The sequence below is a fragment of the Burkholderia sp. BCC0097 genome, assembly GCF_902832985.1.
GTDB classification, from domain to species: domain Bacteria; phylum Pseudomonadota; class Gammaproteobacteria; order Burkholderiales; family Burkholderiaceae; genus Burkholderia; species Burkholderia orbicola.
In genome coordinates, this window is sequence record NZ_CADFDM010000002.1 from 568044 (window position 1) to 594203 (window position 26160).

Genomic DNA, 26160 nt, shown 5'->3' on the forward strand with positions numbered 1-26160 from the left:
GTGATTTGAACCGGTTGGCTTTGCAAGGGTGCCGAGATTGGAAAACGCCATCATCCCCGACACGTCGTTGAACGCGCACCGTGCGCACTGGGCGAAGCTGCGCCGCGACCTGCATGCGCATCCCGAGTTGCGATTCGAGGAACACCGGACGGCCGACGTCGTGGCCCGCGAGCTTGAAGCGCTCGGTTACGCGGTGTCGCGCGGGCTGGGCGGCACGGGCGTGGTCGCGAGCCTGCCCGGCGCGGAGCCGGGCCGCGGCATCGTGCTGCGCGCCGATCTGGACGCGTTGCCGATCCAGGAAGCCAATGACTTCGCGCATGCATCGTGCTCGCACGGGATCATGCATGCGTGCGGCCATGACGGCCATACCGTGATGTTGCTCGGCGCCGCACGCGTGCTCAAGGAGTTGCCGCAATTGCCCGGCACCGTCCATTTCGTGTTTCAGCCGGGCGAAGAGGGCGGCGCGGGCGCGCGCAGGATGATCGACGACGGGCTGTTCGAGCAATTCCCGACGGAAGCGGTATTCGGCATGCACAACTGGCCCGGGTTGCCGGCCGGGCATTTCGGGTTGCGCACCGGCGCGATCATGGCCGCCGGCTCGCGCTTCAGGATCACGGTGACGGGCAAGGGCGCGCACGCGGCGCAGCCGCATCTGGGCATCGATCCGGTGCCGCTCGCATGCTCGATGGTGCTGCAGTGTCAGACCATCGCCGCACGGCACAAGGACCCCGTCGACCCGGCGGTCATTTCCGTGTGCATGTTCCATGCGGGCACGACGGACAACGTGATTCCCGACACCGCCGAGCTGCGCGGCACGATCCGCACGCTGTCCTCGACCTTGCAGCAGAAGCTGCAGCGCGACGTCCGGCTCGCGTGCGAAGGGCTCGCGGGGGCCTATGGCGCGCAGGTCGACGTGGAGTTTTTCCAGTACTACCCGGCGACGGTGAACACGCCGGCCGAGACGGCGCTGTGCGAAGCGGTGATCCGCGATACGTTCGGCGACGCGCGCCTGTCTCCCAACGTGCCGCCGAACATGACGTCCGAGGACTTCGGCTTCATGCTGGAGGAGCGGCCGGGTGCTTACGTGCTGATCGGCAATGCTCAGGATGGCGCGAGCGCACCGGCGCTGCATCACCCGAAATACGATTTCAACGACGACATCATTCCGGCCGGCGTCCGCTATTGGGTCGCGCTGGCGCAGCGTTACTTCACGCGATCGGCGTGATGCGTCGGGGCGGCGTGGAAACCGGCTGACGTCTGGTTGGTCGGGCGTCAGGCCCGGGAACGGCGTGCTTGCCGATCGTCGGGCATTCGTGCCAGCCGGGGAGCGCCGTGCAATTTTCAGCCGCTTCGATGTGGTCACTGCGCATTTTTCTGACGTGCCGTGTCGCACGAAAACACCATTTAGAAGGACTGCTTGATGAACCAGGAACATGAAGTGAAGGAGCGCGACGCGACGTCGGCGCTTCACTACCGCAGATTCACCGCAGAGGACGTCCCCGCTGCCCATGCGCTTTCCATGGCGCTTCGCTGGCCGTTCCGGGCGGAAGACTGGCAGTTTTCCGCCGACACGTCGACCGCGTTCGCGGCCGAGGAAAACGGCGTGGTCATCGGCACGGCGATGTGCTGGAAGTACGGTGCGGATCGCGCGGCGATCGGGCACGTGATCGTCTCCGACGCGCATCAGGGGCGGGGAATCGGCCGCAAACTGATGGAGACGCTCCTCGATGAGCTGGGGCCGCGCATCACGTTTCTGCACGCGACGCCGGCCGGTCGACCGCTCTACGAGAAACTCGGATTCAACGTATGCGGATCGCTGAGCCAGTATCAGGGGAACGTGGATCGGCCCGCCGCGGTGGCCGTGCCCGATGGCGAGCGGCTGCGTGCCGGATCGCCGGCCGACTGGCCGCGTCTCGTCGAACTCGACGCGCGTGCGTCGGGCCTCCAGCGCGAAGCGCTGTTGTCCGCGTTGCAGGCCCGGGGGGAAAGCGTCGTGCTCGAACGCGACGGTGAGGTCGTCGGGTTTTCGGTGCTGCGGCGCTTCGGCCGCGGTTACGTGGTCGGCCCGGTGGTTGCGCCGCGTTCGAGCGACGATGCGCATGCGAAGGCGCTGATCGGCTATTGGCTGACGAAACGGGACGGCGAATTCGTGCGGATCGATGTGCCTGACGGCAGCAGTTTGCCGGCGTGGCTGAGCGAACAGGGCCTGAAACAGGTGGATACCTGTTCGAAGATGGTTCGCAATGCGCCGGCCGCGGCACACGAGGGCGCGGCCGACCCGGTAGTCGGGCTGTACGGGCTGGTCAGTCAGGCCATGTTGTAGCGGGCCCGGCCTGGCGTCCGGCTCTCGCCCGATCCGGACGCCAGGGCCGCCGCCGCGTGGCCACCGTCGCCGGCGACCGCATGGCGGTCGCGGCGAACCGGCCGCGCATGTCGCCTGGTCAACCGCTCGGCGACGCCCTGCACCGCCGCGCGGCGCATGAACGCGCCGCATCGCACTCAACGCGCTCAACGCACGAGCGCCGCCACGAAGTCGCGATACGTCCGCAGCGGGCGGCCGAGGATCGCGGTCAGCCGCTCGACGTCGCCGGCCTCCGGCACCATCCCGTCGCTGACGAAGCGTTCGGCCATCAGCCGCATTTCGTACGCCATCCATTTCGGCATGAATGTCGCGAAATTGTCTTCGAACGGCGTCGGATCATCGCCGCCATAGGCAACCGGGCGGCCGAGCGTGTCCGACCAGATCGACGCCAGTTGCGGGCCGGTCAGCGTGTCGGGCCCGACGAGATTGAGGGTCTCGACCGGCAGCGTGGCCGGCGCATCGTTGCGGCGGATCAACTCGAGCGCCGCGACTTCCGCGATGTCGCGCGCGTCGATCATCGCGATGCCCTTGCCGCCGATCGGCATCGGGTACACGCCGTGCCCGACGATCACGTCCTTGACCGTCGCATCGTTGTCCATGAAATACGCGGGCCGCAGGATCGTCGCGCTGAAGCCCATTTGCTCGATCATCCGCTCGGCGCCCGATTTCACCGCGAAGTGCGGCACGTTCACGAAGCGGTCGGCGTGCAGGACCGACAGATAGACGACGCGCTCGATGCCCGCTTCGCGGGCCAGGTTCAGCGCGATCAGCGCCTGCGTGAATTCGTCGCCCGCCACGCCGTTGAGCAGGAACAGCGTGCGCACGCCGGAGAATGCCGCCCGCAGCGCGTCGACGTCGAGCATGTCGCCCTGCGCGACGGTCACGGCCGCCGGAAAATCGGCCTTGGCCGGATCGCGCACCAGCACGCGCACGTCGGCGCCGCGATCGACGAGTTGACGGACGAGCTGGCGGCCGATACGGCCGGTGGCGCCGGTAACGAGAATGGTCATGATGTTCACTCCTGAGGTAATGGTCGGGTTGACTGCCTACCTAAGTTAAGTGATCCACACGCGATCCGGAAGGTGTGATAAATAGACATATCGTCTCACTGGTGGAACACATGGACCTGCTCGCTCTCGCCGATTTCAACCTCGTCGCCCGCCATGGCAGCTTCGGGGAGGCCGCGCGAGTCGCGGATCGCCCGAAGGCGACGCTGTCGCGCCGCGTCGCGGAACTGGAGAACAGTCTGTCGCTGCGCCTGTTCGAGCGCGGCTCGCGCGGCGTGAAGCTCACGCAGGAAGGGCGCGCGCTCTACGAGCGGACAGGCGCGCTGCTCGCGGAGTTGGCCGACAGCGCGTCGGCGATTGCGGCGGGAAGCGAGCGGCCACGCGGCCGGCTGCGTATCAGCGCGCCGATGCTGTTTTCCCAGTTCGCGATGGGGAGACTGGTGGCGACGTTCGCGCTGCGATACCCGGACGTCCGGCTGGAGGTGACGACGGAAGACCGGCCCGTCGACATGATCGAGGAAGGGTACGACCTCGTGATCCGCGTGAACCCGGACCCCGACGAAAGCCTGATCGGGCGCGTGATCCTGCGCGACCGGCTGGTGGTCGTCGCGAAGCCCGGGCTGGCGCGGCCCGGCGGCGACGCGCCCACGCCGGCGCCGGCCGTGATGCGCGGCGCGAACGATACGCGCACTGCATGGGAGGTCACGGGCCCGGCCGGCACGGCGCGCATCCCGGTCGAACCGGTGGCGCGGCTGTCGTCGCTGAGCATGGTGCGCGATACGGTCCGCCTCGGCCTGGGCGCCGCATGCCTGCCGATCTCGCTCGTGAGCCGCGATCTGGCAGCCGGCACGCTCGTCAGCTGGGGCGACGTACCGGCGTCCGATATCGCGCTGTGGGCGCTGTATCCGTCCAGGCGATTATTGAGCACGCGCGTGTCCGCGTTTCTCGTTCACCTGAAGGACGCGTTTCCGTCAGGTGAGCCGGAAGAACTGGCCGCGTATATCGAACCCGGGCAGTGAAACAGACGCGGTCGCGGCAGCGCACGCCCGTCGCCTTCGCGATCACCGCGATGTCCCGAGCAGGAGGCCGTCGCGATCGGCTGGGGCGCATGCCACACCGCCCGTCCCGATCGAACCGCGGCTTTCACACCGCGTCCGTCTGCGCGCAACACACGCGGTTCCTGCCTTCGCGCTTCGCGCGGTAGAGCGCCATGTCCGCCTGGTGCGACAGCGCGAGCATGGACGCATGCCGTGCGCGCCGACCGGTCGCACAGCCGATGCTGACGGTGAAAGGCGGCACGGTTTCCGCAAACCCGACGAGCCGGTTGCCTTCGACTTCCCGGCGAATCGCTTCGGCGACCTGCGCGGCGCCGTTTTCGTCCGTATCCGGCAACACGGCGACGAATTCCTCGCCGCCGTAGCGCGCGGCGAGGTCGCCGCGCCGTCGCGTATGCGCGCGGATGCATTCGGCGAGAAAGCGCAGCGCGGTGTCGCCCTGCGCGTGCCCGTGCTGGTCGTTGTACTGCTTGAAGTGATCGGCGTCGATGAACAGCACCGACAGGCTGCCGCCGCTGCCGCGCTGCAGCCGCTCCCATTCGTCGGCCAGCGCGGTATCGAGCGCGCGACGATTGCGCAATCCGGTCAACGGATCGGTACGCGTGAGATCGGTCAGCAGCGTCTGCTTGCGGAAGTTGTCGCGCAACGCGAAGGCCAGCAGCCAGACCACCGCGCAGAACGACGCGCCGATCACGGACGCCGACACGCCGACCGTCCACGACAGGCGCCGGATGCCGGCCAGCACGTCGTTTTCGGCCGGCGCGACGACCGCGATCAACGGGGTGCCCGGTATCCGCTGGTAGGTGTACAGCCGCACGATGCCGTCGATGCTCGAACGCGCGGGATAGAAGCCCGATTCGCTGTTCACCATCCGCTTGAAGGATGTCGAGCGGCGCAGGAGGTTCATCTGGCCGTCGTTCAACGACGGGTTTCTCGCGAGGATCGTGCCGTCCGCGCGCACGATCGCGCTGACGCCGTTCGGGCCGACATCGAGGCGGGACAGCAACTGCTCGAAGTAGGCGAGATCGACGGCGACGACCGCGATCCCGTCGAACGTATGATCCGGCCGCTCGATGCGCCGCGACAGCGCGATGGACTCCTTGCCGCCGCGCGAGCGCGCGCGATAGGGCTGGGAGACGTAGAGCCCGACGTTGTCCGCATCGCGATGAACCTTGAAGTAGTCGCGATCGGCGAAGTCCCAGCGATGGGTCGTGCTGCAGCACCCGTCAATGAGGCGGCCGCGCCGGTCGGTCACGCCCATGCCGGTCATGTATTGCGCCGCGGTGCGCTCGAACAGCAGGTCGTGCCGCAACCCGACGTCCATCCGCTGTACCGCCGGCTTGCCGAGATCCGCTGCCAGCGCGACCAGCGCGTTGTTCGACGTTTCGACCGTTCTCGCGATCTGACTCGCCAGGACGGCCGCGACGTTGCGCGACGTCTCATGCGCGTGCTCGATGACTTCGCTGCGCGCGACCCACAGCGTCACCGCGCTGATCCCCAGTGCCGCCAGCGACATCAGCGTGCCCAACGCGCCGACGACGAACGGATGGCGTCCGGCCCAGTCGGCGATTTTCTCGATCGAAGTGAATGCGGGCATGCTCGCGCTCGTTTTGAGATGCCGGCTGCACGTGCGCCGGCGCGGGTCCAGTCAGGGTTAACGGCACGGTTAACAAAAAATCGAGGCCCGCATGGCCGCCTATCGACCGCCCATCGACGCTCTCGGCCTGGTGCGGCGACGCAAACGTGTGCGGCCATGCGGCGATACGCCCGCTCGCCTTCCGGACCCGCGCGGGTCGCTTTCGATTGATAACCAGCCTGCATCAATCGTTCCGAAAATCGCACTTATCGTTTGATCGATACCGCGCCAACATGCCGGAAAACGACAATCGACCAGCCCCTCCCGCGTATTCCAGGATTTTCAGGAGACACCCAGATGCACCCCTCGTCCCGCCTTCCGGCCGAACGCTCGAAGGCCGCCGCGATCTTTCGCGTCACGGCCGGCAACTTTCTCGAGCAGTTCGACTTCTTCCTGTTCGGCTTCTACGCCACGCAGATCGCCAACGTCTTCTTCCCCACGCAAAGCGAATTCGCGTCGCTGATGATGACCTTCGCCGTGTTCGGCGCCGGCTTCCTGATGCGTCCGCTGGGCGCGATCGTGCTGGGCGCGTACATCGACGAGGTCGGCCGCCGCAAGGGCCTGATCGTCACGCTGTCGATCATGGCGAGCGGCACGCTCCTGATCGCGTTCGTGCCGGGCTACGCGACGATCGGGCTGCTCGCGCCCGTGCTCGTGCTGATCGGCCGGCTGCTGCAGGGCTTCTCCGCGGGCGCGGAACTGGGCGGCGTGTCGGTCTATCTCGCCGAGCTGGCGACGCCCGGCCGCAAGGGCTTCTTCACGAGCTGGCAATCGGCCAGCCAGCAGGTGGCGATCGTCATCGCCGCGGGCCTCGGCTTCGCGCTCAATCAGTGGCTGAGCGCCTCGCAGATCGGCGCCTGGGGATGGCGCGTGCCGTTCTTCGTCGGCTGCATGATCGTGCCGTTCATCTTCATGCTGCGCCGCAATCTGGAGGAAACCCAGGAGTTCAAGGCGCGCAAGCATCGTCCGGGCATGAAGGAAGTGTTCGGTACGCTGGTGCAGAACTGGGGCGTCGTGGTCGCCGGCATGATGCTGGTCGCGATGACCACCACGAGCTTCTACCTGATCACCGTCTATGCGCCGACCTTCGGCAAGACCGTGCTGCATCTGAGCACCGCCGACAGCCTGCTCGTGACGCTCTGCGTCGGCGTGTCGAACTTCGTGTGGCTGCCGATCGGCGGGGCGCTGTCCGACCGGATCGGCCGCCGTCCGCTGCTGGTCGGCATGACGATGCTCGCCGTCGTGACCGCCTACCCGGCGCTGTCGTTCCTCGCGCATGCGCCGTCGTTCGTCAACATGCTGCTTGTGCTGCTGTGGCTGTCGTTCATGTACGGGATCTACAACGGCGCGATGGTCGTCGCGCTCACCGAAGTGATGCCGGTGCAGGTGCGCGTCGCGGGCTTCTCGCTCGCGTACAGCCTCGCGACGGCCGTGTTCGGCGGCTTCACGCCGGCCATCTCGACCGGGCTCATTCACCTGACGGGCGACAAGGCCGCGCCGGGCTACTGGATGAGCTTCGCCGCGGTGTGCGCGCTGCTCGCGACGTTCGCGCTCTACCGCCACCGCCCGGCGACGTTGACGCCCGCGCATTGAGGTCCGGCCCATCCGCAACGTTCATCCACACCCACGCATCCGCACGACCACGAACACGATCATGAAAAATCCGTTCCTGAAATTCTGCGCGACCGCGCTCGTCGCCACCGCGGCGGTGGCGGCCAACGTACAGGCCGCCGAACTGCACGTGATGAGCTCGGGCGGTTTCACCGCCGCCTACAAGGTGCTCGGCCCGCGGTTCGCGTCCACCACGGGCAATACGCTCGCGACCGCGCTCGGCCCGTCGATGGGCAAGTCGCCCGAAGCGATTCCGAACCGGCTCGCGCGCGGCGAGCCCGCCGACGCCGTGATCATGGTCGGCTACGCGCTGGACGATCTGATCAAGCAGGGCAAGGTCATCCCCGATTCCCGCGTCGATCTGGCCGACTCGCGCATCGGCATGGTCGTGCGCGACGGCGCGGCCAAGCCCGACATCAGCACCGCGGAAGGGCTCAAGCAGGTGCTGCTGCACGCGAAATCGATCGCCTACTCGGACAGCGCGAGCGGCGTGTACATCGAACGTGAGCTGTTCAAGAAGCTCGGCATCGAGGAGCAGGTGAAGTCGAAGGCGAAGATGATTCCGCGGATTCCGGTGGCGTCGGTCGTCGCGAACGGCGACTACGAAATCGGCTTCCAGCAGGTCAGCGAACTGCTGCCCGTCAAGGGCGCGACTTTCGTCGGCAAGATTCCCGAATCGCTGCAGTCCGTCACGCGCTTCGCCGCCGGCATTCCGGTCGGCGCCCAGCATCCGAAGGAAGCGAAGGCACTGCTCGACTATCTCGCGTCGCCCGACGTGCAGGCCGACGTGAAATCGACCGGCCTGGATTCCGTTTCCGCGCATTGAGCCCGGGCGACGGGCGGGCGCGTATCAGACCGTCTTCCCGTCACCGCCGCCGTCTGCCGCGGCACCGTCTTCATCGGCCCCGTTCGGCAAGGCCGGCCCGGCCGCCGCGAGCCGCTGCGCGAGACGCGCACGATCGCACGCCCCTTCCCACGACGACACGAAGATCACCGCGCACGCATTGCTGATCACGCTCGTCAGCGCGCGCGCCTCCGACATGAAGCGATCGATGCCGACCAGCAGCGCGACCCCGGCGACGGGCAGGTCGGGCATCACGGCGAGCGTCGCGACCAGCGCGACGAGCCCGCTGCCGGACACGCCGGCGGCCCCCTTGGACGTGACCAGCATGATCGCGAGCATCGTCGCGACCTGCGGCGCGGAAAGCGGGACGTCGCAGGCCTGCGCGATGAACAGCGCCGCGAGCGTCAGGTAGATCGCGGTCCCGTCCAGATTGAACGAATAGCCGGCCGGCAGCACGAGCCCGACGACGCCTTTGTCGCAGCCGAGCGCTTCCAGCTTGACGATCAGGCGCGGCAGGACCGGCTCCGTGGACGAGGTGGCGAGGACGATCAGCAACTCTTCGCGCAGGTAGCGCAACAGCCGCCACAGCGCGAAGCCGTGAAGTCGCGCGAGCGGGGCGAGCACCAGCGCGACGAACAGCGCGCAGGCCACGTAGAAGGACACCATCAGCTTCGCCAGCGAGCCGACCGAGCCGATGCCGAAGCGGCCCACCGTGAACGCCATCGCGCCGAATGCGCCGAGCGGCGCGAGCCGCATGATCATCGCGAGCACGCGAAAGACGACCTGGGCGATGCCGTCGATCAGCGCGAGAACGGGCCGTGCGGCGCGCGGATGCGCATTCAGCGAGAAGCCGAACAGCAGCGACAGCAGCAGCACCGGCAGCACTTCGCCGGTGGCGAATGCGCCGAGCATCGTGTCCGGAATCATGCCGAGCGCGAACGTGACCAGGCTGCGCGGTTCCGCATGCTTCGCATACGGTGCGAGGATGCTCGCATCCAGATGATGGACGTCGATGTGCATGCCGGCGCCCGGTCGCAGCACGTAGGCGGTGACGAGCCCGAACGCGAGCGCGGCGGCCGTCAACAGATAGAAGAGCGCGAGCGAGCGCACGATCGTGCGGCCGATCGCCTGCCCGTTCGACAGCGACGTGATGCCCGACACGATCGTGCAAAAGACGATCGGCGCGATGGTCATCTTCACGAGCCCGACGAACGCGTCGCTGAGCGGCTTGAGCATCGCGCCCGCCGCCGGCCACATGTGACCGATGCCGATGCCGACGATCATCGCGAGCAGGACCTGCACGTAAAGCGATTTCAGCAGCCGGGTCCCCCTCACGATGCGGTCTTCCTTCGTTTCCGTTCCGTCGTCTTCATGCCGATGTACCGTTGCCGGCGGCGTCGCCGCGCTTCGCGTCGACGATCATCCGGTGAAATGCCTCGGCGGCCGGCGTCAGCGAGCGCCCGCGCCGCTTGACGATGCCCACGCGCCGCTTCACGGCCGGCTCGACGAGCGGCACGCTCGTGAGGACAGGGTGGTCATGCCCCGGCATCGCCATCGACGGCACCGCGGCGACGCCGAGCCCCGCCTCGATCAGGCCAAGCAAGGTCGTGACGTGGCGCGCCTCGCACACGCTTGGCGTGCGCGGCGCGACGGCCGCCAAGGCCTGGTCGAGCAGCAGGCGGTTGCCGGACGTCTTGTCCACCGACACGTAATCGTGCTCGTAGAGTTCGTTCCAGGTCACGCGCTTCTTGCGCGCGAGCGGGTGGTCGCGGCGACAGGCGGCGACGAACCGTTCCTGGAGCAGCACCTTGAACTCGACCTCCGCCTCCTGGCTGCCGATGAAGCTCACGCCGAAATCCGCCTCGCCACTGATGACGGCGCCCAGCACCTCGTTGGCGCTGGCGTCGAGCAGCTTCACCCGGATGCGCGGAAAGCGCTGATGATAGCGGGCGATGATGGGCGGCAGGAAGTAGTAGGCGACCGACGGCACGCAGGCGATCGTCACATGGCCCAGGCGGCTCGACGACACGTCGCGGATGCCGAGCAGCGCGGCGTCGAGATCGTCGAGCAGTTGTTCGGCGCTCTGCGCGAACACGCGGCCGACGGTGGTGAGGGCGACGCGGCGCGTGGTGCGCTCGAAGAGCCGCACGCCGAGCGCGTCCTCGAGCTTGTCGATCCGACGGCTCAACGCAGGCTGCGAGAGGCTGACCGCTTCGGCAGCCTTGCGGAAACTGCCCGTTTCCACGACCGCGCGAAACGCCTGCAAGTCCGTCAAATCGAAATTGATGCCCACCGGTCACTCTCCGCCGCTCAGATGCGCAGCATTTTGCATGATTCCGCTGGCGTCATGGTGTGGAGTCGTCCGTGCGGCGGCGTTGGCGTGGTGCGGTAGCCGGCCGGCTGGCGGGTATCCCGCGGGTCGCGCCGCGAATCGGTCGTCCCGGCGCCGCTTCCCGATGTACCGTATCGCTTTTGGCCGGGCAATGTTTCGACGCTGGCGCCGGCCACCCGGGCCGGCGCCAGCAGCACGCTCAACGTGTGTGGTGACTAGCGTCGTGCGCGCCGCCCACGATCCGGATCGTTGCTCGGCCCGGCTCGATATCGTCTGACATACCGGTCCGACACGACCGACCGTCGCTGGATCCATGCAAGCGCGAGTTCGAGCGCCTGGTCGCAGGCTTCGCGGGTATCGGTGAAGTCGCCGTCGACGCCGAGCGTCCGGGTTTCACCGTCGCGATCCGTGAGGATCGCCGTCGCCGAGTAGCGGCCCGTCTCCGTGTCCGTTACCACGGCCCGGACCATATATCCGCCATGTTCGATCGTCCTGTTGGTATGCATGGGATGCCTCCTGCAGGGGAAATGCGACAGGTGTGACGACGGGCTGGCGCCGCCGCGCAAGCGGAGCGCCAGCCCTTCACGCCGCGAGCGTAAGCGCGGGATGCCCACACCCGGCGTACGAAGCGGCGCGGATCGCGCCGGGGCGATGACACGCACCCGGCGCGTCCACTCACCCCGCCATCACCTGAATCCGCCGCGGCTTCGCTTCCTCGCGCCGCGGGATGCTCAGTTTCAGCACGCCGTCGCGTAGTTGCGCGTCGATGCGCGACACGTCGAAATCCGGGCTGAGCGTGAAGGCGCGCGAGAAGTGCGGATGCTGCACTTCGCCGTGCTGCAGACGCAAACCCGGTGGCGTCGGAATGACGGCCTCCGCTTCGATGGCGAGGCTGCCGTCGTGCACGCGGACGTCGAGCTTGTCGCGCGGCACGCCCGGCAGGTCCGCGTACAGCGTGATGCCGTGCGCGTCCTCGACGATGTCCACGGCCGGCGCGATCCGCGTGCGCGGCGTGTCGCGCTGAGCCGCTTCTCGGTTCGTCACGGCCGTTCGCGTCTCGGCCGGACGGGTGGTCAGTTCGGTCGTGTTCGTGTCACTCATGATGTCCTCCGTCATGCGTTCGTGACGTCGTGCTGTTTACTGGACGGTAATCGCCCGCGGCTTCGAGGCTTCCGACTTGCCGACGCTGATCGTCAGGCAGCCGTTCGTATAGCGGGCTTCGATCTTGTCGGGGTCCGCATGCTGCGGCAGCTCGACCACGCGGCGGAACGCGCCCATGAAACGCTCGTTCGCGTAGATGCGCCGCTCGTCGTCGGTCGCGCCATCGTCCGGGGGAGTACGCTCGCCGCTGATCGTCAGAAGCCGGCGATCGACGGAGATGTCGATCTTCGCGGGGTCGAGCCCCGGCGCGAACGCGACGATCTCGATCGTGTCGTCGGTGCTGCCGATATTGACCGGTGGAAACGTACCGGGCCGCGGCGCGCGCAGGCTGGCCGGAAAGCCCGTGAACGCGCTGGCCATCTGCCGTTGCAGGCGGTCGAATTCCGCCAGCAGATCGGTGGGGAAAAAGATATCGCTCATGATTGGCTCCTGTTGCCCCCGTGCGAAGGGACGAACCGGACCACGCGCTCCAGTTCGTCCATCCGCGACAGGGTCGCTGACTAACAAATCGAAACACGCAGCGCGTCAACCGCGACTGCCTTGAGCGATACCTAAAATAGGATACGTCGAGTGAATTTCAAGGGGGAGGGCGACGGCACTTTGTCGATACGTGGGCGCGCCATGTGGCGGACTCATCGTCGGAGCGACCGGCAGGGTCGACGTCGAGATGGCTGGGTCCGACATGGCGGACTTGCGCGGACCGGCGCACGGCGATGGAGGGCGGAATTTGCAACGGCACGCTGGAAAAGACGCGGCGGCGTACCTGCGCCGTCGCGTCCATCTGTTCAGCGCGACGGCCCGGACGGCGGCTTCACTTCGGACAGGTCGTCCTCGCGAACCTCGGCCTGACGCACCGTGGTGCCGTCTTCGCCGGTTTCCGAAATATCGGTTTCGAACGTCTGCTGCTCATCGTCGCGTTTCTCCGCGGGCTTCTCGTTACCTGTCTGCTTGTCTGCCTGTGGCTGTTGACGTGTCATCTTGCTCTCCTTGGTCGCAACCTGGGATGTTGCGCACGTTGCAGGTGAGCAAGGCGCGGGCCGCGCGTGCGGCGCCCCCCGCAGCGAGGGGCAACGTCGCCCCGGGGCACGGAAGGTCAGACGCCATCTGCTACGGACGACGAATCTGTCAAATTGAAAGGTTCGCGCGATATCGTCGGCAAGCATGGCTTTGCCATTGGCCTCTGCCCTCGGCACGGCGCGACGTACACCGGACGAGCGCGGCCGCCTATAGATACCAATCCAGCGTCTTCACGATCCCCGTTTCGAAGCTCTCCGCCGGCCGCCATTGCAACTCGCGAGCGAGCTTGCCCGCATCGATCGCATACCGCCGGTCGTGACCGGCGCGATCGGTGACGAACCGGACGAGGCGCGCATGCGGCGCATGTTCGGGCCGTCGCGCGTCGAGCAGCGTGCAGATCAGCGCGACGATGTCGACGTTGCGCCATTCGTTGCAGCCGCCGACGGTGTAGGTTTCGCCGATCGTCCCGCGCCGGATGACCGCGTCGATCGCGCGGCAATGGTCGTCGACGTACAGCCAGTCGCGCACGTTCGCGCCGTCGCCGTACACGGGGATGTCGGTGCCTTCGACGCAATGACGGATCACGGTCGGAATGAACTTTTCGCCGTGCTGGCGGGGCCCGTAATTGTTCGAGCAGTTCGTCGTGGTGACGGGCAAGCCGTACGTATGGAAATACGCTCGCACGAGGTGATCCGAGCTTGCCTTGGTGGCCGAGTACGGAGAATTCGGCGCATAGGGCGTCGTTTCGCAAAACGGCGGATCGTCGGGGCCCAGCGAGCCGTACACCTCGTCGGTGCCGATATGGTGAAAGCGCCGTCGCGCGTGGGCGTCGGCCCGGCCGAGTTTCTGATCGTTCAACCACAGCTGGCGGCACGCATCGAGCAGCGTCCAGGTGCCGAGCACGTTCGTGCGGACGAATTCGCCGGGGCCGTCGATCGAGCGGTCGACGTGGCTTTCGGCCGCGAAGTGGACCACGGTGTCGATCGCATGGTCGCGCAGCAGCGACTCGACGAGCGGCCGGTCGCAGATGTCGCCGAGGACGAAGTGATGGCGATCGGCGCCCGGCAGGTCGTCGCCGAGATTGTCGAGGCTGCCCGCGTAGGTCAGCAAATCCAGCGTGGTGACGCTGACCTGCGGGTCGCTTTCGAGCAGATGACGAACGAAATTGGCGCCGATGAAACCGGCACCACCCGTCACGAGAACATGTTTCGGTCGATAGCTCATGAAGTTTGCTTCCAGGTGGCAAACACGTCGGTGAGACCCGCGATCCACGAAGGCGATTCGACCCCGAAGTGTTCTCGCAGGAGGCTGCAGTCGAGCGCGGAGTTCGCCGGTCTCGGCGCAGGCAACGGATAGGCGTCGGTCCGGATCGGACGGACGAACGGCACGCGGTCGATGAGGCCGGTGCGCCGCGCCTCGGTGAAGATCGCCTCGGCGAAGCCGTGCCACGTGGTCACGGGCGTGCCGCACAGGTGATAGGTGCCCCAGCGCAGCGCTTCATCGGCCCGGTAGCGCGCCGCGATCGTCAGCAGCGCGTCGGCGATCGCACCGGCATGCGTCGGGCCGCCGTACTGATCGGCGACGACGCCGACGACCTCGCGCTCGCGCGCCAGGCGCAGCATCGTGCGCACGAAATTGCCGCCGTGCGCGCCGAATACCCAGGCGACGCGCAGAATCAGATGACGGTCGGGCAACCGCTCGCGCACCGCGTCCTCGCCCGCGAGCTTGCTGCGACCGTACACGCCGAGCGGCGCAACGGCGGCGGTTTCCGCGTACGGGCCGGGCAGGCGGCCATCGAACACATAGTCGGTCGACAGGTGGAGCAACGGAATGCCGCGCGCGGCGCACGCGTCGGCCAGCACGGCCGGCCCGTCGCGGTTCGCCCGCCACGCGGCGTCGGGCTCGGCCTCCGCGCGGTCGACGGCGGTCCATCCGGCGGCATTGATCACGAGCGCGGCCCGGTGTTCGTCGAGCGCGCGGCGCACCGCCCCTGCGTCGGCGATGTCGAGCGCGGCGCGCGACAGCCCGACGAGCGGCTGCTCGCCCGCGCGCAACACCAGTTCGCGGCCGACCTGGCCCAGTGCGCCGGTCACGACGATCGTCATCGCGCGCTCCCGTAGGCCGGCAGCATCCCCGGCGCGCCGGCGGCGAGTTCGGCGAGCGGCGGCTGCCGACGATCCTTGTCCGACAACTGATACGGTGCGCCGGAATCCGGCCAGTCGATGCCGATCGCCGGATCGTCCCAGCGCACGCCCGCATCCGAATCGGGATCGTAGTACTGCGTGCACTTGTACGCGAAGTCGGCCTCGTCGGACAACACGCAGAAGCCATGCGCGAAGCCGGGCGGAATCCATAGCATGCGGTGCGATACGTCGTCGAGCAGCGCGCCGAACCAGCGGCCGAAGGACGGCGAGCCGCGCCGGATGTCGACGGCGACGTCGTAGACCGCGCCGCGCGCCGCGTGCACCAATTTGCCTTGCGGATTCACCCGCTGGTAGTGCAGCCCGCGCAGCACGCCGCGCCGCGAGCGCGACTGGTTGTCCTGCACGAAGGTGGCGTCGACGCCTGCGTCGCGCAGCCAGCTTGCCCGGAAGCTTTCGACGAAAAAGCCGCGTGCATCGCCGAACACGCCGGGCTCGATCAGCAGCACGCCGGGCAACGGCGTCTCGATTACCCGTGTCATGCGGCGACCTCCTTGCTCAGCAGATCGAGCAGATAGCGGCCGTAACCGCTTTTCGCGAGCTTGTGGGCGAGCGTTTCGAGCTGCTCCGCATCGATCCAGCCGAGCCGGTACGCGATTTCCTCCGGACACGCGATCTGCAGGCCCTGCCGCGCCTGCATCACCTGGATGAAATTGGCCGCGTCGAGCAGCGATTCGTGCGTGCCGGTGTCGAGCCATGCGTAGCCGCGCCCGAGTATCTCGACGTTCAGCGCGCCGCGCGCGAGATACGCGAGGTTCAGGTCGGTGATTTCCAGCTCGCCGCGCGCGGACGGCCGCACGGCCTTCGCCAGTTCGACGACGTCGTTGTCGTAGAAATAGAGGCCCGTGACCGCGTAGTTCGATTTCGGCTCGCGCGGTTTCTCCTCGAGGTCGATCGCGCGGCCATCCACATCGAACGACACGACGCCGTAGCGCTCCGGATCGCGCACGTAATAGCCGAACACGGTCGCGCCGGCGGTCCGTGCGGCGGCTTGCTGCAGCAGCGACGACAGCGCGGGCCCGTGATAGATGTTGTCGCCGAGCACGAGCGTCGCCGCGTCCCGACCGATGAACGGCGCGCCGATCACGAACGCCTGGGCAAGCCCGTCGGGGCTCGGCTGCACCGCATACGAAAAGCTCATGCCCCACTGGCTGCCGTCGCCGAGCAGTTGCTGGAACGCGTCCAGATCGCGCGGCGTCGAGATGATCAGCACGTCGCGGATGCCCGACAGCATGATCGTGCTGAGCGGGTAATAGATCATCGGTTTGTCGTACACCGGCATCAACTGCTTCGATACCGAATGCGTGAGCGGATGGAGCCGGGTGCCCGAGCCGCCCGCCAGAATCAGTCCTTTACGGCCAATCGCTGTTTGCATGAGGTCCCTCGCTGCAAGAGGAAAAATGCGTGCGTGATACGCGAAATACACCGAATGCGCCGATCGCGCCCGGTTGCGCCAGATTGCCGTCGATACCCGTACGCGCCCGGCTACGGCTGCTCGGCGGCCCCGGCGTGAATCGCACGAAACACGATCGCGAAGCCGAGCGCGTACAGCGCGGCGATCACCGCGAAGCCGACGGCCGTCGCGCGGTCCGGATCGTCGACCACGTGCAGGATCACCGATGCGATCGCGATACCCACGAGCGAACCGATCTGCCGGCTCGCGTTCAACGACGCGGCGGCGAGGTTCGCGTCCGCCGCATCGGCCGACTGCATCACGACGAGGTTCATCGCCGGAATGGCCTGGCCGGCGCCGAAGTTCGCGAGGCCGACCGCCAGCGCCAGCACCGGATACGGCATCGCCGCGACGCCGACGAGCGCCACGCTGCCGAGCGCGGCGAGCGCGAGCCCGGTGAGCAGCGTGCGGCGCGCGCCGAGCCGGGCGCTGACCTTCGCGGACGCGAGATTGCCGATGCCGAACATCGCCATCAGCGGAAACAGCTCGAATCCGGCCACGAGTGCGCTCGCGCCGCGGACGTTCTGCAAATACAGGCTCAACAAGAAGATCTCGGCGAGAATGCCGAAGTTGATCGCGAGGCCCAGCGTGCTGCCGGCGACGAAACGCCGGTTCGCGAGCAGCGCCGGCGACAGGATGCGCGAGGCCGCGTAGCGCTCGCGCAATGCAAATGCCGCGGTGGCGGCCAACGTCACGGCCACGCCGGCGAGGATCGCCGGCGAACGCCAACCGGCGCCGGGCCCTTCGATCAGCGTGAAGCTCAGCGCGGCGAGCGCCAGCGCCCCGAACAGATGGCCGAGCGCATTCAACGGGCCGGGATGGCGCGGCGCCCGCGCGATATGCCGGTACGTGAGCCACAGGCCGGCGGCACCGACCGGCAGGTTCACCCAGAAGATGCCGCGCCAGCCGATCGCGTCGACCAGCACGCCGCCGACGCAGGGGCCGAGCGCCATCGCGGCCGACACCAGCGCACCCCAGATGCCGATCATCCGCGTGCGCGTCGGTCCCGGCGGGAACGCGAGCGTGAGCAGGCTCAGCGAACTCGGCATGAAGAGCGCCGCGCCGACGCCCTGTGCGAGGCGCGCCGCGACCAGTGCGCCGCTGGACTGCGCGGCCGCGCACAGCACCGACGCGCCGACGAACAGCGCGAGCCCGGCGACGTAGACGGCTTTCGACCCGTAGCGGTTAGCGAGCGCGCCGCCGAGCAGCAGCAGTGCCGCGAAGCTCAGCGTGTACGCATCGACGACCCACACCAGCGCGGTCAGCGACATCGACAGGCTGGTTTCCATCGCCTTCAGCGCGACGTTGACGATCGTCACGTCGAGCATGGCCATCACGAAGCCGCACGCGAGCGCGACCATCACGAGCACGGGGCGTGCCGCCGCGGAGGCGTATGCGCCGGCGGCCGGCGCCGCGCGCCCGCCGCTCATGCGGCCCGCCCGCCGAGGTACAGGCGCCGCATCTCGTCGCTGTCGAGCAGCTCGGCAGCGGAGCCTTCGAGCGCGACGCGCCCCATCGTCAGCACGATGCCGCGATCCGCGATGCGCAGCGCCTCGATCGCATTCTGCTCGACCATCAGCACGCCGACGTGCTCGGTGTCGCGCATCCGGACGATCGCGTCGAACACCTCGTCGACCATCTTCGGGGACAGGCCCGCCGACGGCTCGTCGAGCAGCAGCAACACCGGGCGCGGCATCAGCGCGCGGGCGAGCGACACGATTTGCCGCTCGCCGCCGGACAATGCGCCCGCCAGCGACCGGTGGCGACGCCGCAGCACCGGGTACTGCTCGCACAGCTCGTCGATGCGCGCCTCGCGCGGAAACGCCGACATCGACTGGCCGCCGAGCATCAGGTTCTCCCGCACGGTCAGCGACGCGAACACGTTGTCGGTCTGCGGCACGAAGCCGATGCCGTATTCGCGGATCTTGCGATGGACCGGCATGCGCGCCACGTCCGTGCCCTGGATCGTCACGCTGCCGGCGCGCGGCAGCACGAAGCCCGCGATCGCCTTCAGCAGCGTCGATTTTCCGCAGCCGTTCGGGCCGAGGATCGTCACGATGTCGATCGCGCCGACCGTGAGCGACACGCCGTGCAGGATATCGACTTCGGGTGTGTAGCCGGCGACGAGTTCGCGCACGTCGATCATGACGCCTCCAGCGGGCGAGTGGCGGCATGGGCGCGCCCGAGATACGCATCGAGTACGCGACGGTTGCGCTCCAGCTCGGCCGGGCGGCAGTTCGCGATCGTCACGCCGCGGTCCAGCACGACGCAGCGGTCGCACAGCTCGCGGATGAAATGCATGTCGTGCTCGATGACGACCAGCGTGACGCCCTGTTCGCGAATCCGTTGCAGCGCGTCGATCAATTCGCCGCGCAGGTTCGGGTGCACGCCGGCGGTCGGTTCGTCGAGCAGCAGCAGCTTGGGCTCGGTCATCATCGCGCACGCGATGCCCAGCAGCTTCTTCTGGCCGCCGGAGATCGACGCGGCGGAAAGGTGCGCGACGCCCGACAGTTTCAGCTCGTCCAGCAGCGCGGCGGCGCGCGCACGGGTATCGGCATCGAGGGCGCGCGTCGCCCGACCGCGCCAGAGGGCGGCGGCGATGCCGTGGCGCGCGGACGAAGCCGCCATCGCGAGTTCGAGTACCGACATGCGCGCGGGCATCGACGGCAACTGGAACGTGCGGCGCACCCCCAGCCGGGCGATCCGGTGCGGCGACAGCGCGTCGATCCGCTGGCCGTCGAAGCGGATCGCGCCCGCCGCGAGCGGCGCGAAGCCGGTGATCGCGTTGAGCGCGGTGCTCTTGCCGGAGCCGTTCGGGCCGAGGAGCCCGACAATCTCGCCGCCGTCGACCGACAGCGTGACGCCGGACAGGACGACGTTCTCGCCGTAGCGGATCGTCACGCCGTCGAGATCGAGCAGCGCGCTCATGGCCGCACCTCCAGGCGCTCCGGCACGAGCCCGTGGGGGCGCCAGAGCACGCACGCGAGCAGCATCAGGCCGACGAGACCCAGCCGCACCGCGCCGGTCAGGTCGCTGCCGACCTCGAGCCAGTCCTTGAGAAACGGCGCCAGCGCGTAGACGGCCTGCACGATCAGCGTGCCGACCAGCACGCCCACGTGGCTGCCGAGGCCGCCGACCATCACGACGGTCCAGAGCGCGAAGGTCTCGGACGCGATCATCGCGTCCGGCCCGACATAGCCGATGTACCACGCGGCGAGCGCCCCGGCGAGCGCGGCGGGAAGCGCCCCCGCGATGCTCGCACGCGTCTTCAGCGCGAGCGGATCGTAGCCGAAGCAGACGGCGAGCGCGGGTTCTTCGCGCATCACCTTCAGCGCCCGGCCGAAGCGGCTCGCGGTCAGGCGCAGGTAGGTCGCGTAGGTGAGCGCGAGGCAGCCGGCCGAGACCGCGAGAAACGCGAGATCGGCCCACGGCGCCCGCAGCCCGGGGAACAGCGGCGCGATGCCGCCGATGCCTTGCGCGCCGCCGGTCAGCCAGCTTTCGTTGAGCGCGATCGTGCGCAGGATCTCGGCGATCGCGAGCGTCGCGATCCCCCAGTAGTCGGCGGAGAGCTGTCGCCCGAGCCGCGCGACGACGATCGCCAGCGCCCCCGCGGCGGCCAGCGCGAGCGCCAGCGCCGAAGGCAACGGCCAGCCGAGCTGCGACGCGATGCCGGCCGCGTACGCGCCGAGCCCGCTGAACGCAATGAAGCCGAAATTGACGAGCCCCGCATAGCCGGCCTGCAGGTTCAGCCCGAGCGCCATCGTCGCGTACAGGCAGCCGACGGTCAGCAGATGGATGACGAAGCTAGACACGTCGTACCTCCCGATCGAAGATGCCGTAGGGCCGGAAGATCAGGGCGACGAGCAGGATCGCGAACGACACCGCGCCGACGTACTCGACCGGAAAGAACTGCATCGGCCGGTCGACGAGCCCGCCGAAATCGACGTTCAGCGCGACGGTTTCGGCCACCGCGATCAGCAGCGCGCCGGCCGCGGCGCCGAGCGGATTGCCGAGACCGCCCAGGATCGCCGCGGAAAACACCGGGATCAGCAACCCGTAGCCGAGATTCACGTGCACGCTCTCGGTGGCGCCGAGCATCGTGCCGCCGAGCGCCGCCAGCACGCCGCTCGCGAACGTGATCACGTTGGTCACGCGGGTCGCGTCGATGCCGGTCGCGAGCGCCAGTGCGCGATTCGAGGCGAGCGCACGCATCGCCCGGCCGAGGCCGGTGCGGTACAGCAGCGCCGCGAATATCGCGAGCGCGCCGGCGCCGCATGCGATCGAGCCCAACTGCGGCACGGACAGCGCGACGCCGGCAATCACCATCGGCGGATGCACGTCCTGCGCATACTGCTGCGGCCGCGAGCCGGCGATGCCGAGCACCAGCGCGACCGCGAGCATCGAGATCGCGAGCGAGCCGATCATCGCCACCGCGCTGCCCGAACGCAGCAGCCTCGCGAACACGAACAGGTTCAGCAGCGTCGCGGCCGTGCCGATCAGCACGCAGGACACGACCGTCGCGAGTGCGAACGGCATCCCCGCGCGCTCCAGCCAGAGCGTCGCGAATGCGCCGAGCATCGCGTACTGGACATGCGCGATGTTGGGAAAGCGGATCAACGAATAGAGCGTCGACAGGCCGACCGACACCAGCAGCAGATCGGCGGTGCGGATCAATACGTCGACAATGAATGACAGCATGGCGAGGTCCTCGGGTTCATCCAGGCGGGCGGTCGCTCACTGCTGCGCGACGACCGATTGGCGGTAGATCACCTTCTCGTAGGGCTGGACTTCCCGCTGGCCGTCGGCATCGAACGCGATCGCGCCGGTCACGCCGGTATACGACTTGCCCAACGCCGCGAGCGCCGTGCGAATCTTCGCCGGGTCGCTGGATTGCGCGCGGCCGATCGCGGCGGCGGACAACAGCGTCGCGTCATACGCATAGCTGCCGAACGCCGATCGCGGAGCCTCGTTGTACGCGGCCTGATAGGCGCTCGCATACGCTTTCGCGCCCGCGCCGAGCGCGGCGACCTCGAGGCCGATCTGGCCTTGCGCGATCTGCGCTGGCGTGTCGCTCGTGCACATCGTCAGGTAGATGCCGTACCACGGATGCTGGTTGAGCCGCATCTCGAATGCCTGCCGGTTCAGCGTCGCGGCCTCCTGGCCATAGGCGCTGTAGACATACGCGTCGGGCTGCGCGCGCGACGCCTGCTCCAGTTCGCGGCGATAGGTCGATTGTCCTTCCGTGTAGAGCACCGTCGACACCACCGTGCCGCCGAGCGCCTCGAAACGTTTCTTGAATTCGCCCGCGATGCCCTGGCCGTAGCCGTTGTTCGGCGCGATCAGCGCGATGCGGCGCAGCTTGCGGGCATACACGTCCTGCGCGGCGAAGCGCGCGGACAGGTCGTCCAGCCCGATCACGCTGAACGAGCCCGCGCCGATCTTGCGCACTTGCTGACTCGACGAGCCGATGTTGATGTGCACGTCGCCCTGACGCACCAGGAACTGCCCGACCGGAATCGTCACCGACGACGAGAATTCGCCGAGCACGACCGGCACGTGCTCGACGGTCGCGAGCTTGCGCGCGGCGTCGAGCGCGGTATTGGCCGAGCCGCCCGAATCCTCGATGCGCACGGCGAGCTTCTGGCCCAGCACGCCGCCTTTCGCATTGATCTGCGCGACGGCGAGTTCGATGCCGCGGCGCTGGTCTTCGCCGATGGACGCACTCGCGCCGGTCAGCGGCAGCACCGCGCCCACGCTGAGGTCGGCATGCGCAGCGCCCGACGCAAGCGCACCGAGCGCGATCCAGATACCGACACTCCACTGACTTGCCTTCATCTTCGTTCTCCCGTCGCATGGTCGGCCGCACGGCTGGCGGCATGGTTTGATATACAGAAGTGTCGACAGAATCACAGATCAAAATTCGATTGCAAATAAATTTTCGAGTTGCTGTGAAGAATCGTAAAAACCCTGTGAATGACAGAAAAATCGCCCTGTTTTCATGCATTTATGCACGCAGATAAAGATCGCGAATAGCCGTGGTGCACGCGCGCTCCAATGTGGAGCAATCGAGAATATTTACGAAAAAAGTGTATACAGAGGTGAATTGCAGTGCTTAAATCTGCCCAACTCGACACGGCCTGGGAGGGCAGTCAGATGGTGGAGATCAAGCGATACGGCGTGGGTGAACGGATGAGCCAACTGGTGGTCGCGGGCGGGCTGGCCTTCGTCGCGGGCCAGGTGGCGGACGACACGTCGCTCGACGTGGCGGGGCAGACCCGTCAGATCCTCGACAAGATCGACCGGCTGCTGGAAGACGCGGGGCTCGACAAGCGCCGGATCGTGTCCGCGAGCATCTGGCTGGCCGACTATCGCAGCTTCGCCGAGATGAACAGTGTGTGGGACGCGTGGGTGCCGCAGGGCGACGCGCCGGCACGCGCGTGCGTCGAATCGAAGCTCGCGTTTCCGCAGTACACGGTCGAGATCGCGGCGATTGCCGCGAGCTAGTACAGGAGAACCTGACGATGAAGACGATCGTGCTCGGCGGCGGCATCGTCGGCGTGACCACTGCATATTTTCTCGCGAAGGCGGGCGACGAGGTGACGGTGATCGAACGTCGCGACGGCGTCGCGCTCGAAACCAGCTTCGCGAATGCGGGATTGATCGCGCCTGGCCATTCGTATACCTGGGCGTCGCCGCGCGCACCGAAGATCCTCTTCAAGTCGCTGTTCGCCGACGGCCAGGCGCTGCGGCTCAAATGGACGCCCGACTGGCGCATGTGGGCCTGGTGCGCGCTGTTCCTGCAGAACTGCACGGCCGAGCGCTCGCGCCGCAACACGTCGATCAAGGTGCGACTGTGCCGTTATGCGCAGCAGCGGCTTCAGCAGGCGACGCACGACGAGCTGCTCGAATATGACCGGACGAGCGGCGGGCTGTTGTACCTGTATCGCGATCCCGCATCGTTCGAACGCGGCGTCGCGAACATGCGGATCCTGACCGACAACGGCCTGCCGCTCGACATCCTGGATGCGCGGGCCACCGTCGAACGCGAGCCGGCGCTGCGCCACGCGGTGGCCGGGATCGCGGGCGCGATCCATTGCCCGAGCGACGAGAGCGGCGACGCGCATCTGTTCACGCGCGCGCTCGCCGAGCGCTGCCGCGCGCTCGGCGTCGAATTCCGCTTCGGCACGTCGATCGACGGCGTGCGCGCGAGCGCCGACGCGATCGACTACGTCGAGACGTCGCAGGGCCGCGTGAGCGGCGATCGATACGTGCTCGCGCTCGGCGCGTATTCGCCGTTCGTCGCACGCGCGCTCGGCTATCGGCTGCCGATCTATCCGGTCAAGGGGTACTCGGTCACGCTGCCGATCGGCGATACGCACGAGCCGCCGGCGCTCGGCGGCGTCGAGGAGAACCAGCTCGTCGCTTGGGCGCGGTTCGGCGACCGGCTGAGGCTGACCGCGACCGCCGAATTCAGCGGTTACGACACCACGCATTCGCCGGGCGATTTCGCGCACATGCTCGCGACCGCGCAGGCACTGTTCCCGAACGGCGCCGACTATTCGAAGCCGTCGTACTGGGCCGGGTTGCGCCCGATGACGCCGGAGGGCACGCCGATCATCGGCGCATCCCGGCATCGCAACCTGTTTTTCAACACCGGCCACGGCCATATGGGCTGGACCATGTCGTGCGGCACCGCGAAGATCGTCGCGGATCTGATTCACGGCAAGCGGCCCGACATCGACATCACCGGGATGACCCTGCAATGAGCGAACTTCTGTCTACCCCCCAGACGTCCGATCCGGGCGTCGGTGCCGGCCCGGCGCGCGATGCGTACGCCCGCTTCGATTTCTCGCTCGACGCCGGCATCGCGCGGCGCGCGGCGATCGGCCTCGTCGTGCTGGCGACCGATCATACGATCGAATACGAGTGGCGACGTCTGCTGGCCATCGATGGCGTCGCGTTCTACGAAAGCCGGATCGCGAATTCGGCCGAGATCACGGCCGAAACGCTCGCGCGGATGGACGGTGGCATCTGCGCGGCGGTCGAGTTGATCCGGCCGGGCGAGCGCCTCGACGTCGTGGCGTTCGGCTGCACGTCGGCGTCGATGGTGCTCGGCGAGGAGCGCGTCTTCGAGCGCATTCGCGAGGCGCGGCCCGGCGTCGCGTGCACCACGCCGATTACCGCGGCACGCGTCGCGCTGACGGCGCTCGGCGCGCGCGGCGTCGCGCTGCTGACGCCATACGAGCGCACGATCAACGATGCGATGGCCGCGTACCTGCGTGCGCGCGGCGTCGATATCGTGCGGGTGGGCTCGTTCGAGCACCGCGACGACAACGAGGTCGCCCGGATCGAGCGCGCGTCGATCGAGCACGCGGTGCTGACGCTCGCCGCTGATCCGGCCGTCGATGCGGTATTCGTGTCGTGCACGAGCCTGCGCATCGTCGATGCACTGGCCGACATCGAGACGCGAGCGGGCAAACCCGTGCTGTCGAGCAATCACGCGCTCGCATGGCACGCACTGCGGCTCGCGGGCGTCGACGATCCCGTGCCGGGCTTCGGCAGCCTGCTGATGCGCTGATGCATGGCTCATGCAGGTAAATAGACGCGCGCGGGCAATTTGCCGATGGATAATGACGCGCGGTGACAACAGGTGGAACCAGGAGACGAGATGTCGACTTCCGTTATGGCTGGCCGGGAGACCGCGGCGCCCACGCGCACGGGTCTCACGGTCAACGAGATTTACGAGCAGTTGAAACAGATGGCCGTGCTGTACGAGATCCGGCCGGGCGAACGGTTCAACGAGCTGGAGCTTGCCGAGCGCTTCAACGTGAGTCGCACGCCGATTCGCGAGGCGCTGAACCGGCTCGTTGCCGAAAATTTGCTGGTGTTCGTGCCGAACCGCGGTTTCTTCATTCGAGAACTGGAGGGGAAGGATGTGTTCGATCTGTTCGAATTGCGTCGCTCGATCGAGACGACCGCGGTGATGCTCGCGTGCGAGCGTGCGTCGGACAACGACATCAAGGCGTTGCGTCGCTTCTGGAAGCAGGTGATGAAGAATGCCGCGCGGATGTCGTCGGCCGAGCTGGTCGTCAAGGACGAGCAGTTTCACCTGGAGCTCGCCGCGTTGTCGGGCAATGCCGAGATCGGCCGGGTGCTGCAAGGGATCAACGCGCGGATTCACTACGTGCGCTGGGTCGACGTCGATCAGCGACGCAACGAGGCGTTTACCGAGCATCTCGAGATTCTCGACGCGCTTGCCGAACGCGATGCGGCGCGCTGCACGACGCTGACGGACACGCATATCCGCTGGCGGATGGAAGAGATCACGCGCGTCGTCCAGGCGAGCGTCGTCAAGCTGTACGCAAAATAAGGAAAGACCGGCTGCAGTGCGTGCGACGCTCGCGTGCCGCACGCGAACGGGCAGGGCCGGCCGGTCGACGAGACAAGCAGTCGTGCAAAGGAGGACGGGCCGCCCGGATCG

27 protein-coding genes are annotated in these 26160 nt (G+C 67.7%); 9 read left to right on the top strand and 18 right to left on the bottom strand.

Going from position 1 to position 26160, the window contains the following annotated elements; genetic code table 11:
* Positions 1-37: 37 nt before the first annotated feature.
* Together HWX07_RS07755 and HWX07_RS07760 are read left to right on the top strand one after the other, a co-directional pair.
* Entirely contained in the window at positions 38-1225 is a 1188-nt protein-coding gene (locus HWX07_RS07755; protein WP_175875848.1) for a M20 aminoacylase family protein, read from the top strand.
* Between the two features lie 195 nt (positions 1226-1420).
* A complete protein-coding gene (locus tag HWX07_RS07760) occupies positions 1421-2323 on the top strand; it encodes a GNAT family N-acetyltransferase (protein WP_175875849.1) in 903 nt (300 codons plus the stop codon).
* A 185-nt stretch (positions 2324-2508) separates the two neighbouring features.
* Here the strand turns inward: HWX07_RS07760 and HWX07_RS07765 are convergent, their stop codons facing one another.
* Entirely contained in the window at positions 2509-3372 is an 864-nt protein-coding gene (locus HWX07_RS07765) for an NmrA/HSCARG family protein (RefSeq protein ID WP_175875850.1), read from the bottom strand.
* Positions 3373-3482: 110 nt separating this feature from the next.
* Between HWX07_RS07765 and HWX07_RS07770 the strand changes: the two genes are divergently transcribed.
* The gene (locus tag HWX07_RS07770; protein WP_175875851.1) at positions 3483-4388 is read left to right on the top strand and encodes a LysR family transcriptional regulator; all 906 of its coding nucleotides are present in this window, start codon (positions 3483-3485) and stop codon (positions 4386-4388) included.
* A gap of 124 nt (positions 4389-4512) precedes the next feature.
* Here HWX07_RS07770 and HWX07_RS07775 read toward each other — a convergent pair whose 3' ends face one another.
* On the bottom strand, positions 4513-6021 hold the full coding sequence (locus tag HWX07_RS07775) for a GGDEF domain-containing protein (RefSeq protein WP_175875852.1): 1509 nt from the start codon (positions 6019-6021) through the stop codon (positions 4513-4515).
* A gap of 336 nt (positions 6022-6357) precedes the next feature.
* On the opposite strand from HWX07_RS07775, the gene HWX07_RS07780 reads away from it, so the two are divergent.
* Positions 6358-7653 (top strand): MFS transporter, encoded by a 1296-nt coding sequence (locus HWX07_RS07780; protein WP_175875853.1) that lies wholly within the window; start codon positions 6358-6360, stop codon positions 7651-7653.
* Between the two features lie 61 nt (positions 7654-7714).
* Positions 7715-8497: a substrate-binding domain-containing protein gene (locus tag HWX07_RS07785; protein ID WP_175875854.1), complete on the top strand. Its 783-nt coding sequence runs from the start codon at positions 7715-7717 to the stop codon at positions 8495-8497.
* Between the two features lie 24 nt (positions 8498-8521).
* Here HWX07_RS07785 and dctA read toward each other — a convergent pair whose 3' ends face one another.
* The 16 genes from dctA to HWX07_RS07865 form a co-directional block, all read right to left on the bottom strand.
* Positions 8522-9850 carry a C4-dicarboxylate transporter DctA gene (gene dctA / locus HWX07_RS07790; protein ID WP_175875855.1) on the bottom strand — a complete coding sequence of 443 codons (1329 nt, stop codon included), beginning with the start codon at positions 9848-9850 and terminating at the stop codon, positions 8522-8524.
* Between the two features lie 34 nt (positions 9851-9884).
* Positions 9885-10808, bottom strand: a complete 924-nt coding sequence (locus tag HWX07_RS07795; protein ID WP_027806319.1) for a LysR family transcriptional regulator — start codon at positions 10806-10808, stop codon at positions 9885-9887.
* A gap of 254 nt (positions 10809-11062) precedes the next feature.
* Positions 11063-11353 (bottom strand): hypothetical protein, encoded by a 291-nt coding sequence (locus HWX07_RS07800; protein WP_175875856.1) that lies wholly within the window; start codon positions 11351-11353, stop codon positions 11063-11065.
* A 169-nt stretch (positions 11354-11522) separates the two neighbouring features.
* Entirely contained in the window at positions 11523-11948 is a 426-nt protein-coding gene (locus tag HWX07_RS07805) for an Hsp20/alpha crystallin family protein (RefSeq protein WP_074808693.1), read from the bottom strand.
* A 36-nt stretch (positions 11949-11984) separates the two neighbouring features.
* A complete protein-coding gene (locus HWX07_RS07810) occupies positions 11985-12428 on the bottom strand; it encodes an Hsp20/alpha crystallin family protein (RefSeq protein WP_027806315.1) in 444 nt (147 codons plus the stop codon).
* Positions 12429-12793: 365 nt separating this feature from the next.
* On the bottom strand, positions 12794-12985 hold the full coding sequence (locus HWX07_RS07815; protein ID WP_175875857.1) for a hypothetical protein: 192 nt from the start codon (positions 12983-12985) through the stop codon (positions 12794-12796).
* A 247-nt stretch (positions 12986-13232) separates the two neighbouring features.
* The gene (gene rfbB / locus HWX07_RS07820; RefSeq protein WP_175875858.1) at positions 13233-14249 is read right to left on the bottom strand and encodes a dTDP-glucose 4,6-dehydratase; all 1017 of its coding nucleotides are present in this window, start codon (positions 14247-14249) and stop codon (positions 13233-13235) included.
* Complete coding sequence (gene rfbD, locus HWX07_RS07825) at positions 14246-15130, bottom strand: dTDP-4-dehydrorhamnose reductase (protein ID WP_175875859.1); 885 nt, start codon at positions 15128-15130, stop codon at positions 14246-14248. The genes rfbB and rfbD overlap by 4 nt, the downstream gene beginning before the upstream one ends.
* The gene (gene rfbC, locus HWX07_RS07830) at positions 15127-15708 is read right to left on the bottom strand and encodes a dTDP-4-dehydrorhamnose 3,5-epimerase (RefSeq protein ID WP_124478871.1); all 582 of its coding nucleotides are present in this window, start codon (positions 15706-15708) and stop codon (positions 15127-15129) included. Before rfbC ends, rfbD begins: the two co-directional genes overlap by 4 nt.
* Positions 15705-16601: a glucose-1-phosphate thymidylyltransferase RfbA gene (rfbA, locus tag HWX07_RS07835; protein WP_175875860.1), complete on the bottom strand. Its 897-nt coding sequence runs from the start codon at positions 16599-16601 to the stop codon at positions 15705-15707. Before rfbA ends, rfbC begins: the two co-directional genes overlap by 4 nt.
* A gap of 110 nt (positions 16602-16711) precedes the next feature.
* A complete protein-coding gene (locus HWX07_RS07840) occupies positions 16712-18109 on the bottom strand; it encodes an MFS transporter (protein WP_175875861.1) in 1398 nt (465 codons plus the stop codon).
* Positions 18106-18825 (bottom strand): ABC transporter ATP-binding protein, encoded by a 720-nt coding sequence (locus HWX07_RS07845; protein WP_175875862.1) that lies wholly within the window; start codon positions 18823-18825, stop codon positions 18106-18108. The genes HWX07_RS07840 and HWX07_RS07845 overlap by 4 nt, the downstream gene beginning before the upstream one ends.
* Positions 18822-19607 carry an ABC transporter ATP-binding protein gene (locus tag HWX07_RS07850; protein WP_175875863.1) on the bottom strand — a complete coding sequence of 262 codons (786 nt, stop codon included), beginning with the start codon at positions 19605-19607 and terminating at the stop codon, positions 18822-18824. The genes HWX07_RS07845 and HWX07_RS07850 overlap by 4 nt, the downstream gene beginning before the upstream one ends.
* Positions 19604-20491, bottom strand: coding sequence for a branched-chain amino acid ABC transporter permease (locus tag HWX07_RS07855; RefSeq protein ID WP_175875864.1), 888 nt, complete (start codon positions 20489-20491; stop codon positions 19604-19606). Before HWX07_RS07855 ends, HWX07_RS07850 begins: the two co-directional genes overlap by 4 nt.
* Positions 20484-21377 (bottom strand): branched-chain amino acid ABC transporter permease, encoded by an 894-nt coding sequence (locus HWX07_RS07860; RefSeq protein WP_027806307.1) that lies wholly within the window; start codon positions 21375-21377, stop codon positions 20484-20486. The genes HWX07_RS07855 and HWX07_RS07860 overlap by 8 nt, the downstream gene beginning before the upstream one ends.
* Positions 21378-21413: 36 nt before the next feature.
* Positions 21414-22514 carry an ABC transporter substrate-binding protein gene (locus HWX07_RS07865; RefSeq protein ID WP_175875865.1) on the bottom strand — a complete coding sequence of 367 codons (1101 nt, stop codon included), beginning with the start codon at positions 22512-22514 and terminating at the stop codon, positions 21414-21416.
* Between the two features lie 318 nt (positions 22515-22832).
* Here HWX07_RS07865 and HWX07_RS07870 point away from each other — a divergent pair, with 318 nt between their 5' ends.
* The 4 genes from HWX07_RS07870 (at position 22833) to HWX07_RS07885 (ending at position 26049) form a co-directional block, all read left to right on the top strand.
* Positions 22833-23183, top strand: coding sequence for a RidA family protein (locus HWX07_RS07870; protein ID WP_175876157.1), 351 nt, complete (start codon positions 22833-22835; stop codon positions 23181-23183).
* A 17-nt stretch (positions 23184-23200) separates the two neighbouring features.
* On the top strand, positions 23201-24445 hold the full coding sequence (locus HWX07_RS07875) for a D-amino acid dehydrogenase (RefSeq protein ID WP_244129950.1): 1245 nt from the start codon (positions 23201-23203) through the stop codon (positions 24443-24445).
* Positions 24442-25257 (top strand): aspartate/glutamate racemase family protein, encoded by an 816-nt coding sequence (locus tag HWX07_RS07880; RefSeq protein WP_175875867.1) that lies wholly within the window; start codon positions 24442-24444, stop codon positions 25255-25257. Before HWX07_RS07875 ends, HWX07_RS07880 begins: the two co-directional genes overlap by 4 nt.
* Before the next feature lie 90 nt (positions 25258-25347).
* A complete protein-coding gene (locus tag HWX07_RS07885) occupies positions 25348-26049 on the top strand; it encodes a GntR family transcriptional regulator (RefSeq protein WP_011549803.1) in 702 nt (233 codons plus the stop codon).
* Positions 26050-26160: the final 111 nt, after the last annotated feature.